Origin of the sequence: Arthrobacter sp. zg-Y820, assembly GCF_030142155.1 — a bacterium.
Lineage (GTDB): Bacteria > Actinomycetota > Actinomycetes > Actinomycetales > Micrococcaceae > Arthrobacter_B.
In genome coordinates, this window is sequence record NZ_CP126247.1 from 1,492,178 (window position 1) to 1,509,222 (window position 17,045).

The following is a 17,045-nucleotide window of genomic DNA, read 5'->3' on the forward strand; positions in this document are numbered from 1 at the left end:
TGCTATGCCTCGGCGGGGGAGGGCAGCACCCAGATGGATTGGGCGGCGGGGAGCCCCAGTTCGAACTGCTCTCCGTTGGCTGCCAGCGTCAGGGTGCCGGCGTAGGCCTGGCGCTGCAGCACCCGCACCCGCACGTCCAGATGCAGTCCGAGCCCGGCCAGATAACGCAGCAGCTCCGGGTCGATGTCCGACACCCGGGCAATCGTGGCCTCCGTGCCGGCGTCGCACGCGCTCAGCCGGACCGCGGCCAGCGGCGGAAAACTGCCGTCCCGGGACGGAATGGGATCACCGTGCGGATCCCGGACGGGATGGCCCAGCCGCCGGTCCAGGGCGTTCACCATCTTGTCGGAGACCGCGTGCTCCAGGTGTTCGGCTTCGTCGTGCACCTCGTCCCAGCCGTAGTCCAGATACTCCACCAAAAACGTCTCGATCAGCCGGTGCCGGCGCACCATGGCCACCGCCTCGCGGGTTCCGGCGTCGGTCAGCGTGATGGAACCGTAGCGCGCGTGGGTCAGCAGGCCCTGAGCCGTCAGTTTCTTCACGGCCTCGGAGACCGACGACGGCGAATTGCCCACATGCGCGGACAGCGCCGACACGGTGACCGGCTCGTCGGTCCATTCCTGGGCGGTCCAAATGACCTTGAGATAGTCCTCGGATGCGGCTGAAAGCTGATTGGTACCCACCCCTCCACCCTACGTGAACCCCCAGCGGGAACCGATCCCGGCGCACACCACAACGTCAATACCCCCAGGGGGTACTTGACGACATACCCCTTGGGGGTATATTTTGCTGGAGATCGAACAGCAAGGGAGCAGCCATGAGCGCAACAACCGAACATGCCCAGCCGGCGCGTGGCCATCAGGATGACGGCTCCGAAACGGTCTCCGCGGTTCAGGCACCCTCACCTGCGGACCCGCACGCGGGCACGCACGGGTACGCCAGCGACAAAGAGGCGTACCTCAAGCGGCTCCGCCGCATCGAGGGGCAGGTCCGCGGCATTGCCCGGATGGTCGAGGAAGACAAATACTGCATCGACGTCCTGACCCAGGTCGCAGCGATCAATAAGGCGCTGCACGCCGTCAGCCTGGGGCTCGTCCAGGACCACATCTCGCACTGCGTGGTCGACGCGGCCCGCGAGGCCGACGCCACCGGCAATCCGGGACTGGTGCAGGAAAAGGTCCAGGAGGCCACAGACGCCATCGGCCGGCTGCTGCGCTAGGACGCCAAGCAAAAGCCGCTCAGCCGCACACGAAACATCGGCCGCACATGAAAGATCAACGGCACGTCGAACCACCAGCAACCAGCGAACAGAGGAACACCATGGAAACCACACTGAACGTCTCCGGCATGACCTGCGGGCACTGCGCCTCATCCGTCACCGAGGAACTTACTGCCCTTGACGGCGTCGACAGCGTCAGCGTTGACCTGAATGCCGGAGGCATCTCGACCGTCGTCGTCACCTCGCACCGCGCCCTTGCACCCGAGGAGCTGGGTGAGGCCGTCGCGGAGGCCGGCTACCTCGTGGTGGAAGCTTCCGCCTAACCGCAGGGCCCGCCGTCCGGCCCCTCACCGCAATTCCCCTGGAAGGACAGTTGTCATGAGTACCGAAGAACTGCTTCAGCAGCCGCAGCCGCGGGTCATCGACCTCAAGATCGAGGGCATGACCTGCGCTTCCTGTGTTGCCCGGGTGGAACGCAAACTCGGCAAGCTCGACGGCGTTGAGGCCACTGTCAACCTTCCGCTGGAATCCGCGCGAGTGACGGTGCCGGAGGGCGTGACCGATGAGCAGATCGTGCAGACCGTCGACTCGGCCGGCTACAGGGCGCGCCTGGTCCGCCCGGCGGGCGCAACACGGGTGGCCGCCGGCCCGGCGAACCATGCGGCAGATCCGCACTCCGGGCCCGGTGCGGATGCGCACGAAGCGCACGAAGGCGCCCCCGCCGGCATGCACGACGGCGGGGCCGTGGACCATATGGCCCACGGCGGAACCGCCGCCAGCCTGCGTCCGCGGCTGATCCTGGCCGCCGCGCTCACCCTTCCGGTCTTCCTCGTATCGATGGTCCCCGCCCTGCAGTTCAGCAATTGGGGCTGGGTTGCCGCGGTCCTGTCGCTGCCGGTGGTCACCTGGTCCGCCTGGCCATTCCACCGGGCCGCGGCCATCAACGCCCGGCACTTCGCCTCGACAATGGACACCCTGGTGTCCCTGGGCGTCATAGCCTCCTACCTGTTCTCCCTGGCGACCCTCCTCGCGGACCCGGCCCTCACCGCGCACGCCGGCATGGCAGGCATGACAGGCATGGACGGTCTGCCTGAGCCCGCGCATGCCAACCTCTACTTTGAAGTGGCCGCCGTGGTGGTCACGTTCCTGCTGCTGGGCCGCTACCTGGAAGCCAATGCAAAGGCCCGTGCCGGTGACGCCCTGAAGGCGCTGCTCAGCCTGGGCGCCAAGGATGCCACGGTGCTGCGCAACGGTGCCGAAGTCCGGGTTCCCGCGGACCGTTTGCAGGTCGGAGACATCATCGTGGTCCGCCCGGGTGAGAAGATCGCTGCCGACGGCGTGGTCGCGGACGGCCGCTCCGCCGTCGATGCCTCCCTGATCACCGGCGAGTCAGTGCCGGTGGACGTGGGCCCGGGGGATTCCGTTACCGGTGCCACCGTGAACACCTCCGGCCGGCTGCTGGTGCGGGCCACCCGGGTCGGCAGCGAAACCACCCTGGCCCAGATGGGACGGATGGTCAGCGAAGCGCAGTCCGGGAAGGCTCCGATTGCCCGGCTGGCCGACCGGATCAGCGCCGTTTTTGTCCCCATCGTGCTGGGCGTCGCCGTGCTGGCCTTCGTCCTGTGGCTGCTCTTTACCGGCGATGTGCAGGCGGCGTTCACCGCCGCCGTCGCGGTGCTGGTGATCGCCTGCCCGTGTGCCCTGGGCCTGGCGACTCCGGTGGGCCTGCTGACCGGTACCGGACGCGGCGCCCAGCTGGGCATCCTGATCAAGGGCCCGCAGGTGCTTGAGGACACGCGGACCGTGGACACCATCGTGCTGGACAAGACCGGAACGGTCACCGACGGCCGGCTCTCAGTGGTGCGGACCCTGGCCTTCGCAACAGCCGGTGCCGGGATCTCGGTGCCGGCGGGCCCGGATGCCGCCGCCGCCGAGCTGCTGCGGCTCGCCGGAGCCGTGGAGGCGGCGGGGGAGCACCCCATCGCCGTCGCCATCGCCGGTGCGGCGCAAAAGGCGGCCGCCTCCGTCGGCCAGTCTTCCGCTCTGACCGGCCGGCTGCCTGCGGTGACCGGGTTTGATTCCGCACCGGGCGGCGGTGTGCGGGGCACCGTGGAGGGGCACGCCGTCGTGGCCGGCCGCCCCGGCTGGCTGGAGGAGAACGGCATTTCCCTGCCCGCGGACGCTGCGACTCTGCTCCGCGCGGAGCAGGACGCCGGCTCCACGGCGATCCTGGTGGCGGTGGACGGCCGCGCCGCCGGAATCATCAGCCTGCGGGACAACCTCAAGCCCGGATCGGCGGCCGCCATCGCGCGGCTGCGGGCCCTGGGCCTGCGGCCGGTGCTGCTGACCGGCGACAACGCCGTGGTGGCCGCCCGCGTGGCCGACGCCGTCGGCATTGCTCCCGAAGACGTCCTCGCCGACGTCCGTCCGGCGGGCAAGGTGGAGGCCATCAAGCGGTTCCAGGCGCAGGGGGCCACCGTGGCGATGGCCGGCGACGGCGTGAACGACGCCCCGGCCCTGGCGCAGGCGGACCTGGGCATTGCGATGGGCTCGGGCACCGACGTCGCCATCGACGCCGCGGACCTGACCGTGATGGGCAACGACCTGGGCCAGGTGGCCACCGCCATCGAACTGTCCCGGCGCACGCTGCGCACGATCAAGACCAACCTGTTCTGGGCCTTCTTCTACAACGCGGTCGGCATTCCCGTGGCGGCGCTGGGCCTGCTCAATCCGATGATCGCCGGCGCCGCGATGGCCGCCAGCTCCGTGCTCGTGGTCGGGAACTCGCTGCGGCTGCGCAGCTTCGGCCGGCAGCACCTTCCCGCGAACCAGCACCGGTAGCTGCGGGAACGGCAGGGGCCGGGCAGTCCGTTGCGGGCTGCCCGGCCTCTCTCGTGATGCACTCTCTGGGAATCCTTCGTGCAGATAATGCCCTCCCCGAGAGTCCTTCGTGCAGATAATGCATTCAAGGGCCGCATTTCGGGCATTTTGACGCCCTGATCTGCACGAGAGATTTCTGCAGACCGCATTATCTGCACGAGAGATTGCCCGGACACACCGAGTGGGCAGATCCGGTGGGTTTGCGTTCATCCAGTGTGCAGATCTGGCGGGCAAAAGTCGCGCTGAAGTCGCCATAGCTGCACTCTCGGCGCCTCGGCAGCGTCGAAAGTACACGTCTGGTGAGATACGGGCAGCGCCGGCCGTCGAGAGTGCACGTCTGGCGACTTGATCGGCGTTTTGGCCGCCACAGCTGCGCTCTCGGTGCCCCCGGCCTGCTCAAACCCGCCATAGCTGCACTTTCGGTGCCCCCGGCGTGCTCAAACCCGCCATAGCTGGTGACTTGAATCCGGGAGCGTCCGGACGGCCTTGCCCAGCCGCAGCCCCGGCCAGCCGCCGCTCCGGCAGCCGCCGGAACGTCAGCCGGCCGCCGGATCCTCGCCCGGCTCGACGGGTGTGTTGCTCGGCCCCACCTGGTCCACCGGGTTGGTCAGCGGAATGCCGGAGCCGTCCCGCCGCCCGTGCTCGGTGGGCAGCGCCCGGGCCACGCCGTTGGCGGCCGCGGCCTTCGCCGGACCGTGCCCGGCCCAGGCCACCACGAGCGCGTCCTCGCCCTTCAGGAACCGGTGCGCACGCACGCCGCCGGTGGCGCGCCCCTTCACCGGATACTCGGCAAATTCGGTCACCTTCACCGACCCGCCGGGCGTGCCCGGGATGGTCTCGCTGCCGGTGGAGACGGTGACGACGACGGCGGCCGGATCGTTCTGCGCCACCACACCGAAGAACAGCACCCGGTCATCGGCGCCGAGCTTAATGCCGGCCACCCCGCCGGCGGTGCGGCCCTGCGGCCGGACCTGCGCGGCGCTGAAGCGCAGCAGCTGGGCCTGCTCGGTGACAAACACCAGTTCATCGGTGTCCTGCGGCGCCACGCCCACACCCACCACCTCGTCCTTGGGCTTGAGCGTGATGGCTTCCCAATCGTCGCGGTTCAGCGGATAGTCGGGGTTGACCCGCTTCACGATGCCGTTGCGCGTGCCCAGGGCCACGATCTCGTTCAGCGGCACCAGCCCGATCAGCTTTTCGCCCTTGGTCAGGGTCATGAAGTCCTTGACCGGCACCCCGCCGGCCATGTTCGGCAGGCCCGACGTCGGCGGGAGGGCAGGCATGTCCAGCACCTGAACGCGGATCATCCGGCCCGACGACGTGAGCGCCCCGATCTCGCCGCGCGCGGTGGTCTTCACGACCGAGCGGAACACATCGTGCCGCACCCGCTGTCCCGCTTCGGTGAGCGGCTCCTGATTGGCGGTCCGGGCGAGCTGCCCCGAGGTGGTGAGGATGACCCAGCACGGATCATCGGCAATCTCCAGCGGCAGTGCGGCCTTGGCCCCCTTGCCGGTAACGGCGGGAGCAGCAGCGGCGCCCTTCAGGGGAGAGGAGGCCTCCGACTCCAGCAGCACCGTCCGGCGCGGAGTGGCGTACTTCGCGGCAACCTCGCCGAGCTCATCGGAGACCAGGGAGCGCAGCCGCGGCTCGGAGTCGAGGATCGCCTGCAGCTCCTTAATGGCCAGCAGCAGCTCGTCCTTTTCCTTCTCCAGTTCCAGGCGCGAGTACTTGGTGAGCTGGCGCAGCCGCAGCTCCAGGATGTGGTTGGCCTGGATCTCGGTCAGGTCATAGATGGCCATGAGGCGTTCGCGCGCCTGGGCCGTCTCGTCCGAGGAACGGATGATCTGGATGACCTCGTCAATGTCCACGATCGCAATGAGCAGGCCCTCGACCAGGTGCAGCCGGTCCTGCTTCTTGCGCAGCCGGTACGCCGTGCGCCGGCGGACGACACCGAGCCGGTGCGCCACATAGACCTGCAGCAGTTCCACCAGGCCCAGGGTCCGGGGCTGGCCGTCCACCAGGGTGACGTTGTTGATCCCGAAGGAATCTTCCATGGGGGTGTACTTGTACAGCTGGGCCAGCACCGCGTTGGGATTGAAGCCGTTCTTCAGCTCAATGACCAGGCGCAGGCCGTGGCTGCGGTCCGTGAGGTCCACGATGTCCGAGACGCCCTGCAGCTTCTTGGACGTCACCGCGTCCTTGATTTTCTCGATGACCTTTTCCGGGCCCACCATGTACGGCAGCTCGGTGACCACCAGGCCGGTGCGGCGGGCGGTCAGCTGTTCCACCTCCACCTTGGCCCGGGTCTTGAAGGAACCGCGGCCGGAGGCATAGGCGTCGCGGATGCCGTCCAGGCCCACGATCCGCCCGCCGCTGGGCAGGTCGGGGCCGGGGATGAAGCGCATCAGCTCGTCGAGCGTGGCGTCGGGGTTCGCGATCAGATGCTGCGTGGCGGCAATGACCTCGCCGAGGTTGTGCGGGGCCATGTTGGTGGCCATGCCCACGGCGATGCCCGCGGCGCCGTTGACCAGCAGGTTGGGGAACGCGGCGGGCAGCACTTCGGGCTGCATCAGCTGGTTGTCGTAGTTGGGAACGAAGTCCACCACGTCTTCGTCCAGATGATCCGTCAGCGTCAGTGCCGGCGCGGCGAGGCGCGCCTCCGTGTACCGCGCTGCGGCGGGGCCGTCGTCGAGCGAGCCGAAGTTGCCGTGCCCGTCGATCAGCGGCAGGCGCAGCGCCCAGCTCTGGGCCATGCGGACCATGGCGTCGTAGATGGCGGAGTCGCCGTGGGGATGGAGCTTGCCCATCACCTCGCCCACCACCCGGGCGGACTTCACATGGCCGCGGTCCGGGCGCAGGCCCATGTCCGCCATCATGTACAGGATGCGCCGCTGGACGGGCTTGAGGCCGTCCCGGGCATCGGGAAGGGCGCGCGAATAAATCACCGAGTACGCGTACTCGAGGAAGGAACCTTCCATCTCGGTGGTGACATCAATGTCGATGATGTTCTCGGCGATGATCTCGCCGGGTGCGGTTTTGGAGACGGTTTGGCGCCGGGCCATGCTGTTGTCGGGTCCTTGCATTGGTAGGGGATAACGGGTGTGCAGGATGCGGCGGCGCGGCGGCCGATGCGCCCTGCAGACAGCGGAGAAATTTTCCCACTACTCTGAGTCTATGGCGGAGCAGGGACATTACCCCGAATATTGGGAAGCTGACGTGGTGTTGCGGGACGGCGGCACCGGGCATTTGAGACCGGTGACACCGGCCGATGCGCCGGCCCTGCAGGAGTTCCACATGAAGCAGTCGCAGAGCTCGATCTATCTGCGGTTCTTCACCTACAAGGCCAAGCTCAGCAACAAGGAGCTGGCCCGGTTCACCAACGTGGACTACCGGGACCGCGTGGCGTTCGTCATCACCATCGGAGCCGAAATCATCGGGATCGGCCGCTACGACCGGCTCGACGACCCCACCGAAGCCGAAGTGGCGTTCAACATCTCGGACGGGCACCAGGGCCGCGGCCTGGGCTCGATCCTGCTGGAACACCTGGCGGCCGCGGCGCGGGAAAACGGCATCCGCCGGTTCTCCGCCGAGGTGCTCCCCGAGAACCGCAAGATGATCGGCGTCTTCGCCGACGCCGGCTACGAGGTCCGCCGGCACTTCGACGACGGCGTGATCGCGCTGGACTTCAACATCGACCCCACTGACAAGTCCCGGGCCGTCATGGAAGCGCGCGAACACCGCGCCGAGGCCCGCAGCGTCGCCGATCTGCTCTCCCCGTCCTCAGTGGCCGTCATCGGTGCCAGCCGCGAATGGGGCACCGTGGGCTACCAGCTGCTGGAACACATCATTGAAGGCGGATTCACCGGCTCCGTCTACGCCGTCAACCCGGAAGCCTTCGAACTGGCGGGCATGGTCTGCCACGCCCGGATCGCCGACGTGCCGGAACCGGTGCAGCTGGCCATCATTGCGGTGCCCTACGACCAGGTGCTCGGCGTCGCCGAGGAATGCGCCCGCGCCGGGGTCAAGGAACTGCTGGTTGCCACTGCAGGCTTCGCGAACGACGGCGAACGCGGCCTGGCCCGGCAGCGCCGCCTGGTGCGGCACGCCCGGGCCAACGGCATGCGCGTGGTCGGTCCGGCGTCGCTGGGCCTGATCAACACCCGCCCCGACGTCTCCCTGAACGCCTCCATGGCTCCGGCGATGCCGGCCAGGGGAGGGCTGGGCCTCTTCAGCCAGTCCGCGGGCATCGGGGTCCTGCTCTACGCCGCGGCACAGCGGCGCGGGCTGGGCCTGTCCTCGACCATCTCCGCCGGCAACCGCGCCGACGTCTCCGGCAACGATGCCATGCAGTACTGGGAGGACGACACCGACACCCGGGTGGTGGGCATGTACCTGGAGTCCGTGGGCAACCCGCGCAAGTTTTCCCGCATCGCCCGGCGGCTGGCCACCTCCAAACCCGTGATCGTCGCCAAATCCGACGTCACCGGGCTGCAGCTGCCGCCCGGGCACGCCGTGCGGACCACGCAGGCGCCGGCCGGGGCGCTGGACGCCATGCTGCGGCAGTCCGGAGTCATCCGCGTGAACACCAACGAACAGCTGATGGATGTCGTGCAGATCGCCGTCAGCCAGCCGCTGCCGGCGGGCCGCTCCCTGGCGGTGTTCAGCAACTCGGCAGCCCTGGGCCGGGTGGTCGCGGACGCGGCTCTCGGCCTGGACCTGGAGCTGGGCAGCCTGCAGACCGACCTCGTCCTGGACGCCGGCATGAGCGTGGCCCTGCCGCTGCTGCGTGCCACCGTCACCAAGACCCTCGCGGACGACGCCGTGCATGCCGCCGTCGTAACCCTGCTGCCCTCGCCGGGGCTGACGACGGAGAAGATCGCGCAGTGCCTGCAGGAGTGTGCCGCTGAAACCGGCAAGCCGGTTGTTGCCGCGTTCACTGGGATCATGGACCCGGGCGCCCACGTGGAGGGCATCCTGACTTCCGGCAGCTCCGGCAGCTCCGGGAGCACCGGGGAGGACGGGCGCCAGCCCGGCCTGCCCTGTTTCTCCAGCCCCGGTGCCGCCGTCGCTGCGCTCGCCTCCCTGGTCCGGTACACCGAATGGTCCGCCCGCGACCACGGTCACTTCATCGAGCCGGCCGGCGCCGATCCCGACGGCGCCCGCGCCTTCATCGACACGCTCCTGACCCGGGTGGCGGGGGACGGGCTGACCCGGCTGACCGCCGACGAAACCACCCGGCTGCTGCGCTTCTACGGGGTGGAACTGCTGCCGTCACTGCCCTTCACCAGCGGGGAGGAGGCGGTGGCGGCCGCCGACACGCTCGGCTGGCCGGTGGTCATCAAAACGATGGACGAGCACCTGCGGCACCGGCTGGACCTGGGCGGCGTGCGGCTGAACATTTCCACGCCGGAGGACCTGCTCACCAACATCGCGCAGATGAAGCAGGCGCTGGAACCCTACGGCAGCTTTGAACTCGAGGTGCAGTCCATGGCGCCGTCCGGGCAGGGCTGCATGGTCCGCGCGATTGAGGATCCGCTGCTGGGGCCGGTGCTGTCCTTCGGCCTGGCCGGGGATGCGGTGAACCTGCTGGACGACTGGGCGCACGGCATTCCGCCGCTGACGGACACCGACGTCGCGGACCTGGTGCGCGCACCCCGGGCCTCCGGAAAGCTGTTCGGCTATCAGGGGTTGCCCAAGGCCCATGTGGCTGCGCTGGAAGACCTGATCTCGCGGCTGGCGCTGCTCAAGGACGAGCACCCCGAGATTGCGCTGCTGGAAATCAACCCCGTGCTGGTGTCCACCACGGGTGTGACGGTCCTCAGCGCCGACGTCCGGCTCGGCAATCCGCAGCAGCGGACGGACAGCGCACGACGGGCGATGAGGGACTAGCCACACGGGCGGCACCAGGAGGAACCGGGAGATGCCGGACTAACTCGGATTGCTCCCGCGCGCCATTTAGGTACTGGGGCGCTCTCTGGGGGAAACTGGAAGCATGTCGCCGTTACTTTCCGCTGAACGCCGCAGCCTTGACGCTTCCATGGAGCGGGCAGGCTTTTACCCCACCCTTTTGGCCGACGTGGTCCACGATGCCCTGGACGGCCGTGAACCGCTCTCCCACATCATCCATCTGGAAACCCACTTCGAGCGCACCGAGGTGCACCGCCACATCACGGTGCTGGTGCTGACCGAGGACATGCTGGTGATCACCCATGTTGACGACCAGCAGCTGGACGACGCCGGTGAGCAGATGATGGCGCAGGTCTCCACCGAATCGGTGCCGGTCACCCAGATCCGCTCAGTGGTCCTGGGCTACATGTATGCCCAGCCGCAGGACTACAAGCCCTCGGACCAGGCCCGCGAGCTCACCCTGGCCATTGCCTGGTCCGGCGGCCAGCGCCTGGACATGGGACCGGCCGGCTGCGCCGATCCGCAGTGCGACGCCGACCACGGCTACACCGGCACCATCGCCCAGGAGGACATTGTGCTCCGGGTCAGTGCCGAGGCCGACGGCGCGCAGGCAGTGCAGAACGCCAAGGATTTCGCCCGCGCCCTGCGCAAGGTCAACACTGACACCGTCAATCTGCGGCCGGCGGAGCCCGGGGACTCCCGGCGCGTACCCGGCATCGGCAGCCGGTTCAACCGCACCCACCACCAGCGGTAAGGGCCCATGAACTTGCCCTCCGGAACAGGTCCCGGCGCCGTTGCCCCGTCCGGCACGGCCCCCGGCGAACCGCTGCCTCCCGCCCCGGGCTACGGCCGCAGCAGTGTTGCCGAGGTTCTCACCAGCTCGGCCGCCGTCCTCGGCGTCCCCGGCTTTGCCAATACCCTGAACCTGCCGGCCGCCAAGCGGGTCTGCGTGGTCATGGTGGACGGTTTGGGCTGGTCCCTGCTGAAGCAGCGCGGCGGCCACGCGCCGTTCCTGCGCAGCTTCCTGCCCGCCGGCCGCGTCCTTACTGCGGCTTTCCCCACCACCACGGCGGCCTCGCTCGCCTCGCTGGGCACCGGGCTGCCGCCCGGAGAACACGGCATGGTGGGCTATGACGTGCTGGATCCGGAGCAGGACAAGGTTGTCAATATGCTCGGGAACTGGGACTCCGGCGTTGATCCCCAGCGCTGGCAGCCGCATCCCACCGTTCTGGAACGGGTGGCGGAACACCTTCCGGTGGCCTCGGTCAGCCTGCCGCGGTTCGCCGATTCGGCGATGACCCGGGCCGCCCTGCGCGGCGGCACCTTCATCGGCGCCACCGGTGTCCATGCCCGGGTGGCAGCCGCTGCCGAAGCCCTGGCCGCATCCCCGCGCATGCTGATGTACCTGTACTGGAACGAATTGGACAAGGCCGGCCACAAGCACGGTGCCCAGTCCGCGCAGTGGGGCTTCCAGCTCGAGGAGCTGGACAGCGCCCTGAAGCTGCTGGCCGCCCGGCTGCCGGCCGACACGCTGCTGCTGCTGACGGCGGACCACGGCATGGTCGACATTGCTCCGGAGCACCGGTACGACTTTTCGGAAGACCCGGCGCTGATCGCCGGCGTGCGGCACACCGCGGGGGAGCCGCGGATGGTGCACCTGTACCTGGAACCCGACGCCGGCGCCCGGGAGCGGGAAACCCTGATGGCCGCCTGGCGCGCCGCCTACGGCAGCAAAATCTGGATCGCCACCCGGGAGGAAGCCGTCGCCGCCGGCTGGTTCGGGCCGGTCGTGAACGAGTCGGTGCTGCCGCGCATTGGCGACGTCCTTGTCCTGGCGCGCGAACCGATCGCCCTGTACGACCTTCGGCGCATGAAGGCCTCCTCCCTGGAAGTGGTGGGCCAGCACGGCTCCCTCACCCGGGCGGAGCGGGAAGTGCCGTTGCTGCAGCTGGCGGTGCCTGCTGCCCGGCGCAGTGCCGGAGCCCAGGGCCGGGGAAAGAAGTAACCGTGGCTGAGCTCGTCTTCTTTTCCGGAACCATGGACTGCGGCAAGTCAACGCTGGCGCTGCAGATGGATTACAACCACAGCGCCCGCGGCCGCGGCGGCATCCTGTTCAGCCGCAACGACCGCGCCGGGGACTCGGTGATTTCCTCCCGGCTCGGACTGCGCACTCCCGCGGTGGAGGTCACTGACAGCACTGACTTCTGGAACGAAGTAACGAACCGCCGCGGCGCCGGATTCGCCGTGGACTACCTCATCTGCGACGAGGCACAGTTCTACTCCGCCGAACAGGTGGAGCAGCTGGCCCGAGTGGTGGACGAACTGTGCGCGGATGTTTTTGCCTTCGGCATCACATCGGACTTCCGGACCCGGCTCTTCCCCGGATCCCAACGGCTGATTGAGCTGGCCGACCGGATGGAAGTGCTCCAGGTGCGCGCCCTGTGCTGGTGCGGCCGCAGAGCCACCCACAACGCCCGAACCGTGAACGGCATCATGGTGGTGGAGGGGGACCAGGTGGTGGTCGGAGACGTCGGAAAGCATGCTCCGGCGGCGGTGCCCGCGGAGTCCGCCCCCGTTGCGGAGGAGCCGTTGTTTGCCGCGGAGGCCGTACGGAGTGCGCCGGTGATCGGTTATGAAACCCTGTGCCGCCGGCACTACATGCGGCGGGTCACTGCACACAAAGCTGAATCGATTGCTGAGCTGGCACCCGGCTCCGCCACGGATCTCGACGTCTGCGCCGTGCCCCCGCGCGAAGCCTGAACCCCGGTTCCGGTCCTGCCGGGAGCCACTCCGCGGCAGGACGGCCGGTGTTCGGCTGGTGGGGACCGGGTGGAAGACTTGGCCAGACGTTGGAAGAGCTGGCTAGTCGCCCTTGGTGCCGAAGACGATGTCGTCCCAGCTGGGAACTGAGGAGCGCTTGGGCTTGATGCCCCGCCGGTCGGCGGAGTCTTCGCCCTTCGTTGCGTCGTCGGAGCCCGTGACATCGTTCTTCGGAGCGCCCGAACTCATCCGGTCCCAGGGGAAGTCGGTCCGGCCGCTCTTCCGTCCGGCGGGCTTGGCCTTGCCCCGGCCGGCCGGAGCGGCCCCGCTGTCGGGGGTTGCCTTAATGGACTCAGCCGCGGCAGGCGCCGCGGCCTTTTTGACCGCGGGGGCCTCGGGCGCCTCAGCACCGGCGGTCGCCTCAGTGCCGGTGCCGTCGTTGGCTTTGGCGATGTCGGCGGACGAAGAGGCCGGATCCATGCCGTTGCCGGAACCCTTGGCTGAATCCTTTCCGGAAGCAGCTGCTGTTTCGCCGCGGCGGCGGAACGGGCGGGCGAGGACACTGATTTCCCGGGTTCCCGGGTTGACGCCGTCCGACAAACGGAGCGAGTCCGGCGCATCGGGGGCCTCGATTGCCTCAGCGGCGGCCGGAGCCAGCGAAAGGCGTCCGGTGCGCGGGCGGCTGGAGCCGGCGTCGTCGAGCTCGGCGCGTCCGTCACGGGGATGGGCGGCCGGGATGACGCCCTTGGCCAGCAGGGTCGCCAGGGCATCGTCGCCGTCTTCATCAGCGCCGAGGCGCTGGCCGCGGCGGGACCGCAGGACCTCGAGCAGATTGTCGGTGTCCTCGTCGCCGTCCTCGGACGCGCCGTCGGTCTCCGCCGGTGGCACGGCCTCGAAATCAAAAACCCGGTCGGCGACGGCGGTGAGCCGGCGGGACGGCACGGGGGAGTCCAGCGGTTCCAGCTCGCTGAGCAGCTGGGCCCAACGGTTGGAGTTGGAGACGCTCTTGCGCAGCGGGCTGAATGTCCAGCGGGCCGGGGGTTCCTCGCCCACCGACACCTGGGAGTCGTTCCCCAAGTCGAAGCGCGCCACGACGTCCCAGGTGGAATCCGGACGCCGCCAGGCATCCCATTCCACGCTGTCAGGGTCCACGCCGAAGGCCTTGAGCCGGTGGTTGACCATGTCGCCCAGATTGACAGGGCTGTCACCGAAGGTGCTGCGGTAGCCGTCATGGGTCGCTGAGAGGGGGGCGGCAACTTCGACGCCCTGGGCCTGGCGGGCCACATAATCGCGTTCCGCGCGAACGGGACCCTCGTAGCGTCGGATGTGGGCAAGGTCCAGGCCCGAGATCTCCGCGACCTCTTCTGCGCTGGCGCCGGACCGGATGCGCGCCTGGATGTCACGCGGAGTCATGGCCGGGCCCTCGGGCCGTTCTGCCGCTGACGTGGAGCGGTGCACCGGTCGGGATACTGCCACCCTGAGCGCTTCGTCCATCCGAAGCCGGAATGTTTCCCCACCTTTACCGCTGAGCAGCAAATGCTCGCCACCCTCATGGACACCCACGAGACGTAGATCCTGCATGAACCAATCCTCCACCCGTTAGCAATACCTTCTTGAAACAATGCCATCCGGAAGGCCGAACGCCTACTGTTTGCAAGGGTGTGGCGCGGTTCGGCTGCTCACGGCGGCCTGTTCTGAAGCCTGGGCTGCGTCCCGGGTTTTCACGTTTGCCGGGTTCAGCGCCGGGGCAGGGCTCAACTGTGGCTATTTTCTCCACCCTCAGCAAAAATCTCTGGTTTACGGGCACAAAAGGGAACGCCATGGCGTTGATACCTCCGAGCCAAAGAAGCAAGCTGGTCTAGCTACCGGCTGCAGCTCATTCAACCCACAAGACTCGACCGGATGGTGAGAGTACGGATTATGGCGACTGACTACGATGCGCCGCGCAAGACAGACGAGGACATCAGCGAAGAATCCCTGGAGGAACTAAAGACCCGCCGGACCGCCGGCACGCAGTCGGCGGTCGTGGATGAAGACGAGGCCGAGGTCGCTGACAGCTTTGAGCTCCCCGGAGCGGACCTTTCCGGGGAGGAACTGCTGGTGCGGGTGCTGCCCGCGCAGGCTGACGAATTTACCTGTGCCTCCTGCTTCCTGGTGCGGCACCGGTCCCAGATCGCGGCGGAGAAGGACGGGCTGTACTACTGCATCGACTGCGAGGGGTGATGCCCGCACGGTTCAGGCAGCACCCGGACGGGTCCGGGGCTGCCTTCCCCCTTGCCGGTTCGGGATGCGAAGGCTAGCTGCTGAGCGCCTGAACCAGGTCTTCGGGGTGGCGGGTGGACGTCAGCCAGTACGGGGTGCGGTCAGCGGGATCAGTGATTTCGATTCGGACCACCGGCGAAATCCAGCCGCGGAAACACATGAAGGCAGTGCCGTTGAGCCCGCGGCCGCGCTGGAACGTCGCCTCGTCCCCGCGGAAGCCCTCCACCGTTCCGATGTAGCGCCGTTCGATTTCCGCCCGGCCCACCTGGAGGGTGTCGGCGGTAACCCGAATGACGGGCGTGCTGACCAGCAGCATGGTGGTAATGATGATCAACACGACAACGGCAGCGATGATCCCGGCCTCCAAGCTCACCGGCAGGAGGACGAGGATGCTTGCGCACGAGGCAAAGAGGACGAGCAGCCAGACGCCGAACGAGGGCAGGAGCCGCTCGGAGTACAGCACGGTGTCGGGGGACGTCTGGGCAGAGGGGGATGACATGACTCCAGCTTGGCACCTTTGGCCCGGCATTTCATCTTGGGGCCCGGCCGGGAGAAACGGGCCGCACGGCGTACGGAGAAGCGGCAGGAAAACGCGCTAAAGTGAGGTGCGGTATTCCCGGGCTACTTCCGGGGTGCGTGCGCGGCTCCCCGCGGGAAGCAACCCGCAGGAAGCAACCCGCAGGACCACACGAGGATCACACGAGGGAAGTCGGAGACACCGGTGCTTGAAACAGCCCCCACTATGACCGTGCAGCTGAAAATGCTCGACGACGGGCTGGAACCGCCGTCGTACGCGCATCCCGGCGACGCCGGCGCCGACCTTCGCACGCGCATTGATTTTGTGCTGGAGCCGGGTGAGCGGCTGCTCGTTCCCACCGGGGTGGCACTGGCGCTTCCCTTCGGTTACGCGGCGTTCATTCATCCGCGCTCCGGCCTGGCCACAAAGCACGGCCTGACGGTGGTCAACGCTCCCGGAACTGTCGACGCCGGTTACCGCGGCGAGATCAGCGTTACGCTGCTGAATACCGACAAGTCCCGGCCGATCAGTCTGAACCGGGGGGACAGGATTGCCCAGATGGTGATCCAGCGGGTGGAGACGGCTTCGTTTGAGCTGGTGGACGAGCTGTCCGACTCCGTTCGCGGCACCGGCGGATTCGGTTCCACCGGCGGTTTTACAGCACTGCCTGCCTAGAGCGGCTGTCCGGGGGGTCAGCAGTGTGCGGCCCTCCCTATGAGAGAGAGGAACCCGGTCATGGCATTTGGGCGACTGAAGAAGAACAAGCAGGACAAGCAGGAACAAGACACGCAGGACCAGGAAGGTCCGGAACAGAACAGGCAGGGGAACGACGGCGCCAAGTCGCCGTCCGCCGCCGCCTCCGGCGCGGCTGAAGCCGACGGCGGAACGCCCGCGACCGGCCCCTGGGATGCCGCGGACAAGCCGTCCGACGAGGGCTATGTTGACCTGGGTGCCCTGCGCATTGCCTCGGCCGATGGCCTTCAGCTGCGTCTTGAGGTGGAGGAGAAAACCCAGCGGGTGGTGGCAGTGACGCTGGACCTGGACGGATCGAGCCTGCAGCTGCAGGCCTTCGCTGCTCCGCGTTCCGAGACCCTGTGGGATGACATCCGCGGCCAGATCGGCACATCGGTGGGGTCGCAGGGAGGCACCGTAGATGAGCTCGACGGCGTTTTCGGCACCGAGCTGCTGGCCAAGGTTCCGGCTCAGGCCCAGGACGGGTCCAAGGGATACCGAGTGGCCCGCTTTGTGGGCGTTGACGGTCCGCGCTGGTTCCTCCGCGGCGTGTTCGGCGGCCCCGCGGCCCTCGACCCGCAGGCTGCCGGTCCGCTGGAAGAGGTCTTCCGGAACGTCGTCGTCGTCCGAGGCGAGCAGCCGCTGCCGCCGCGGGACCTGCTGCAGCTGCGACTGCCGCGCGATGCTTCGCCGCTGCCGCGGGCCGCCGACGGCAGCGCCCGTCCCGGTCCGCCGAAGCGCGGACCCGAGATTACGACCATCGGCTGA

General features: G+C 68.3%; 14 protein-coding genes. 10 read left to right on the plus strand and 4 right to left on the minus strand.

The window, feature by feature from the left end; genetic code table 11:
- Window positions 1-2 precede the first annotated feature (2 nt).
- Window positions 3-683 carry a metal-dependent transcriptional regulator gene (locus tag QNO08_RS06615; protein WP_229966923.1) on the minus strand — a complete coding sequence of 227 codons (681 nt, stop codon included), beginning with the start codon at window positions 681-683 and terminating at the stop codon, window positions 3-5.
- A 134-nt stretch (window positions 684-817) separates the two neighbouring features.
- On the opposite strand from QNO08_RS06615, the gene QNO08_RS06620 reads away from it, so the two are divergent.
- The 3 genes from QNO08_RS06620 (at window position 818) to QNO08_RS06630 (ending at window position 4,060) form a co-directional block, all read left to right on the plus strand.
- Entirely contained in the window at window positions 818-1,219 is a 402-nt protein-coding gene (locus QNO08_RS06620) for a metal-sensitive transcriptional regulator (protein ID WP_229966922.1), read from the plus strand.
- A gap of 101 nt (window positions 1,220-1,320) precedes the next feature.
- A complete protein-coding gene (locus QNO08_RS06625) occupies window positions 1,321-1,542 on the plus strand; it encodes a heavy-metal-associated domain-containing protein (protein WP_229966921.1) in 222 nt (73 codons plus the stop codon).
- 55 nt (window positions 1,543-1,597) lie between these two features.
- Window positions 1,598-4,060 (plus strand): heavy metal translocating P-type ATPase, encoded by a 2,463-nt coding sequence (locus QNO08_RS06630; RefSeq protein WP_229966920.1) that lies wholly within the window; start codon window positions 1,598-1,600, stop codon window positions 4,058-4,060.
- A 575-nt stretch (window positions 4,061-4,635) separates the two neighbouring features.
- Here the strand turns inward: QNO08_RS06630 and QNO08_RS06635 are convergent.
- Entirely contained in the window at window positions 4,636-7,161 is a 2,526-nt protein-coding gene (locus tag QNO08_RS06635) for a DNA gyrase/topoisomerase IV subunit A (RefSeq protein WP_229966919.1), read from the minus strand.
- 112 nt (window positions 7,162-7,273) lie between these two features.
- On the opposite strand from QNO08_RS06635, the gene QNO08_RS06640 reads away from it, so the two are divergent.
- The 4 genes from QNO08_RS06640 (at window position 7,274) to QNO08_RS06655 (ending at window position 12,766) form a co-directional block, all read left to right on the plus strand.
- A complete protein-coding gene (locus QNO08_RS06640) occupies window positions 7,274-9,988 on the plus strand; it encodes a bifunctional acetate--CoA ligase family protein/GNAT family N-acetyltransferase (RefSeq protein ID WP_229966918.1) in 2,715 nt (904 codons plus the stop codon).
- A 103-nt stretch (window positions 9,989-10,091) separates the two neighbouring features.
- Entirely contained in the window at window positions 10,092-10,760 is a 669-nt protein-coding gene (locus tag QNO08_RS06645; RefSeq protein ID WP_229966917.1) for a DUF5998 family protein, read from the plus strand.
- Window positions 10,761-10,766: 6 nt separating this feature from the next.
- Window positions 10,767-12,011 carry an alkaline phosphatase family protein gene (locus QNO08_RS06650; RefSeq protein ID WP_229966916.1) on the plus strand — a complete coding sequence of 415 codons (1,245 nt, stop codon included), beginning with the start codon at window positions 10,767-10,769 and terminating at the stop codon, window positions 12,009-12,011.
- 2 nt (window positions 12,012-12,013) lie between these two features.
- The gene (locus QNO08_RS06655) at window positions 12,014-12,766 is read left to right on the plus strand and encodes a thymidine kinase (RefSeq protein WP_229966915.1); all 753 of its coding nucleotides are present in this window, start codon (window positions 12,014-12,016) and stop codon (window positions 12,764-12,766) included.
- 102 nt (window positions 12,767-12,868) lie between these two features.
- Here the strand turns inward: QNO08_RS06655 and sepH are convergent, their stop codons facing one another.
- Window positions 12,869-14,347 carry a septation protein SepH gene (gene sepH / locus QNO08_RS06660; RefSeq protein WP_229966914.1) on the minus strand — a complete coding sequence of 493 codons (1,479 nt, stop codon included), beginning with the start codon at window positions 14,345-14,347 and terminating at the stop codon, window positions 12,869-12,871.
- A 339-nt stretch (window positions 14,348-14,686) separates the two neighbouring features.
- Here sepH and QNO08_RS06665 point away from each other — a divergent pair, with 339 nt between their 5' ends.
- Window positions 14,687-14,989, plus strand: a complete 303-nt coding sequence (locus QNO08_RS06665) for a DUF4193 domain-containing protein (RefSeq protein WP_229966913.1) — start codon at window positions 14,687-14,689, stop codon at window positions 14,987-14,989.
- A 73-nt stretch (window positions 14,990-15,062) separates the two neighbouring features.
- On the opposite strand, the gene QNO08_RS06670 is transcribed toward QNO08_RS06665, so the two are convergent.
- On the minus strand, window positions 15,063-15,527 hold the full coding sequence (locus QNO08_RS06670; protein ID WP_229966912.1) for a DUF3093 domain-containing protein: 465 nt from the start codon (window positions 15,525-15,527) through the stop codon (window positions 15,063-15,065).
- Between the two features lie 195 nt (window positions 15,528-15,722).
- Here QNO08_RS06670 and dut point away from each other — a divergent pair, with 195 nt between their 5' ends.
- Together dut and QNO08_RS06680 are read left to right on the plus strand one after the other, a co-directional pair.
- The gene (gene dut, locus QNO08_RS06675) at window positions 15,723-16,220 is read left to right on the plus strand and encodes a dUTP diphosphatase (RefSeq protein WP_284024776.1); all 498 of its coding nucleotides are present in this window, start codon (window positions 15,723-15,725) and stop codon (window positions 16,218-16,220) included.
- Between the two features lie 60 nt (window positions 16,221-16,280).
- Window positions 16,281-17,045, plus strand: coding sequence for a DUF3710 domain-containing protein (locus QNO08_RS06680; RefSeq protein ID WP_229966911.1), 765 nt, complete (start codon window positions 16,281-16,283; stop codon window positions 17,043-17,045).

Excerpts from the sequence above, each read along its gene's own strand:
- QNO08_RS06680 (WP_229966911.1), top strand. The coding sequence starts at position 16,281 with ATGGCATTTGGGCGACTGAAGAAGAACAAGCAGGACAAGCAGGAACAA.
- QNO08_RS06640 (WP_229966918.1), top strand. The coding sequence starts at position 7,274 with ATGGCGGAGCAGGGACATTACCCCGAATATTGGGAAGCTGACGTGGTG.
- QNO08_RS06625 (WP_229966921.1), top strand. The coding sequence starts at position 1,321 with ATGGAAACCACACTGAACGTCTCCGGCATGACCTGCGGGCACTGCGCC.
- QNO08_RS06645 (WP_229966917.1), top strand. The coding sequence starts at position 10,092 with ATGTCGCCGTTACTTTCCGCTGAACGCCGCAGCCTTGACGCTTCCATG.
- QNO08_RS06620 (WP_229966922.1), top strand. The coding sequence starts at position 818 with ATGAGCGCAACAACCGAACATGCCCAGCCGGCGCGTGGCCATCAGGAT.
- QNO08_RS06670 (WP_229966912.1), bottom strand. The coding sequence starts at position 15,527 with ATGTCATCCCCCTCTGCCCAGACGTCCCCCGACACCGTGCTGTACTCC.
- QNO08_RS06665 (WP_229966913.1), top strand. The coding sequence starts at position 14,687 with ATGGCGACTGACTACGATGCGCCGCGCAAGACAGACGAGGACATCAGC.
- QNO08_RS06650 (WP_229966916.1), top strand. The coding sequence starts at position 10,767 with ATGAACTTGCCCTCCGGAACAGGTCCCGGCGCCGTTGCCCCGTCCGGC.
- QNO08_RS06630 (WP_229966920.1), top strand. The coding sequence starts at position 1,598 with ATGAGTACCGAAGAACTGCTTCAGCAGCCGCAGCCGCGGGTCATCGAC.
- QNO08_RS06635 (WP_229966919.1), bottom strand. The coding sequence starts at position 7,161 with ATGGCCCGGCGCCAAACCGTCTCCAAAACCGCACCCGGCGAGATCATC.
- sepH (WP_229966914.1), bottom strand. The coding sequence starts at position 14,347 with ATGCAGGATCTACGTCTCGTGGGTGTCCATGAGGGTGGCGAGCATTTG.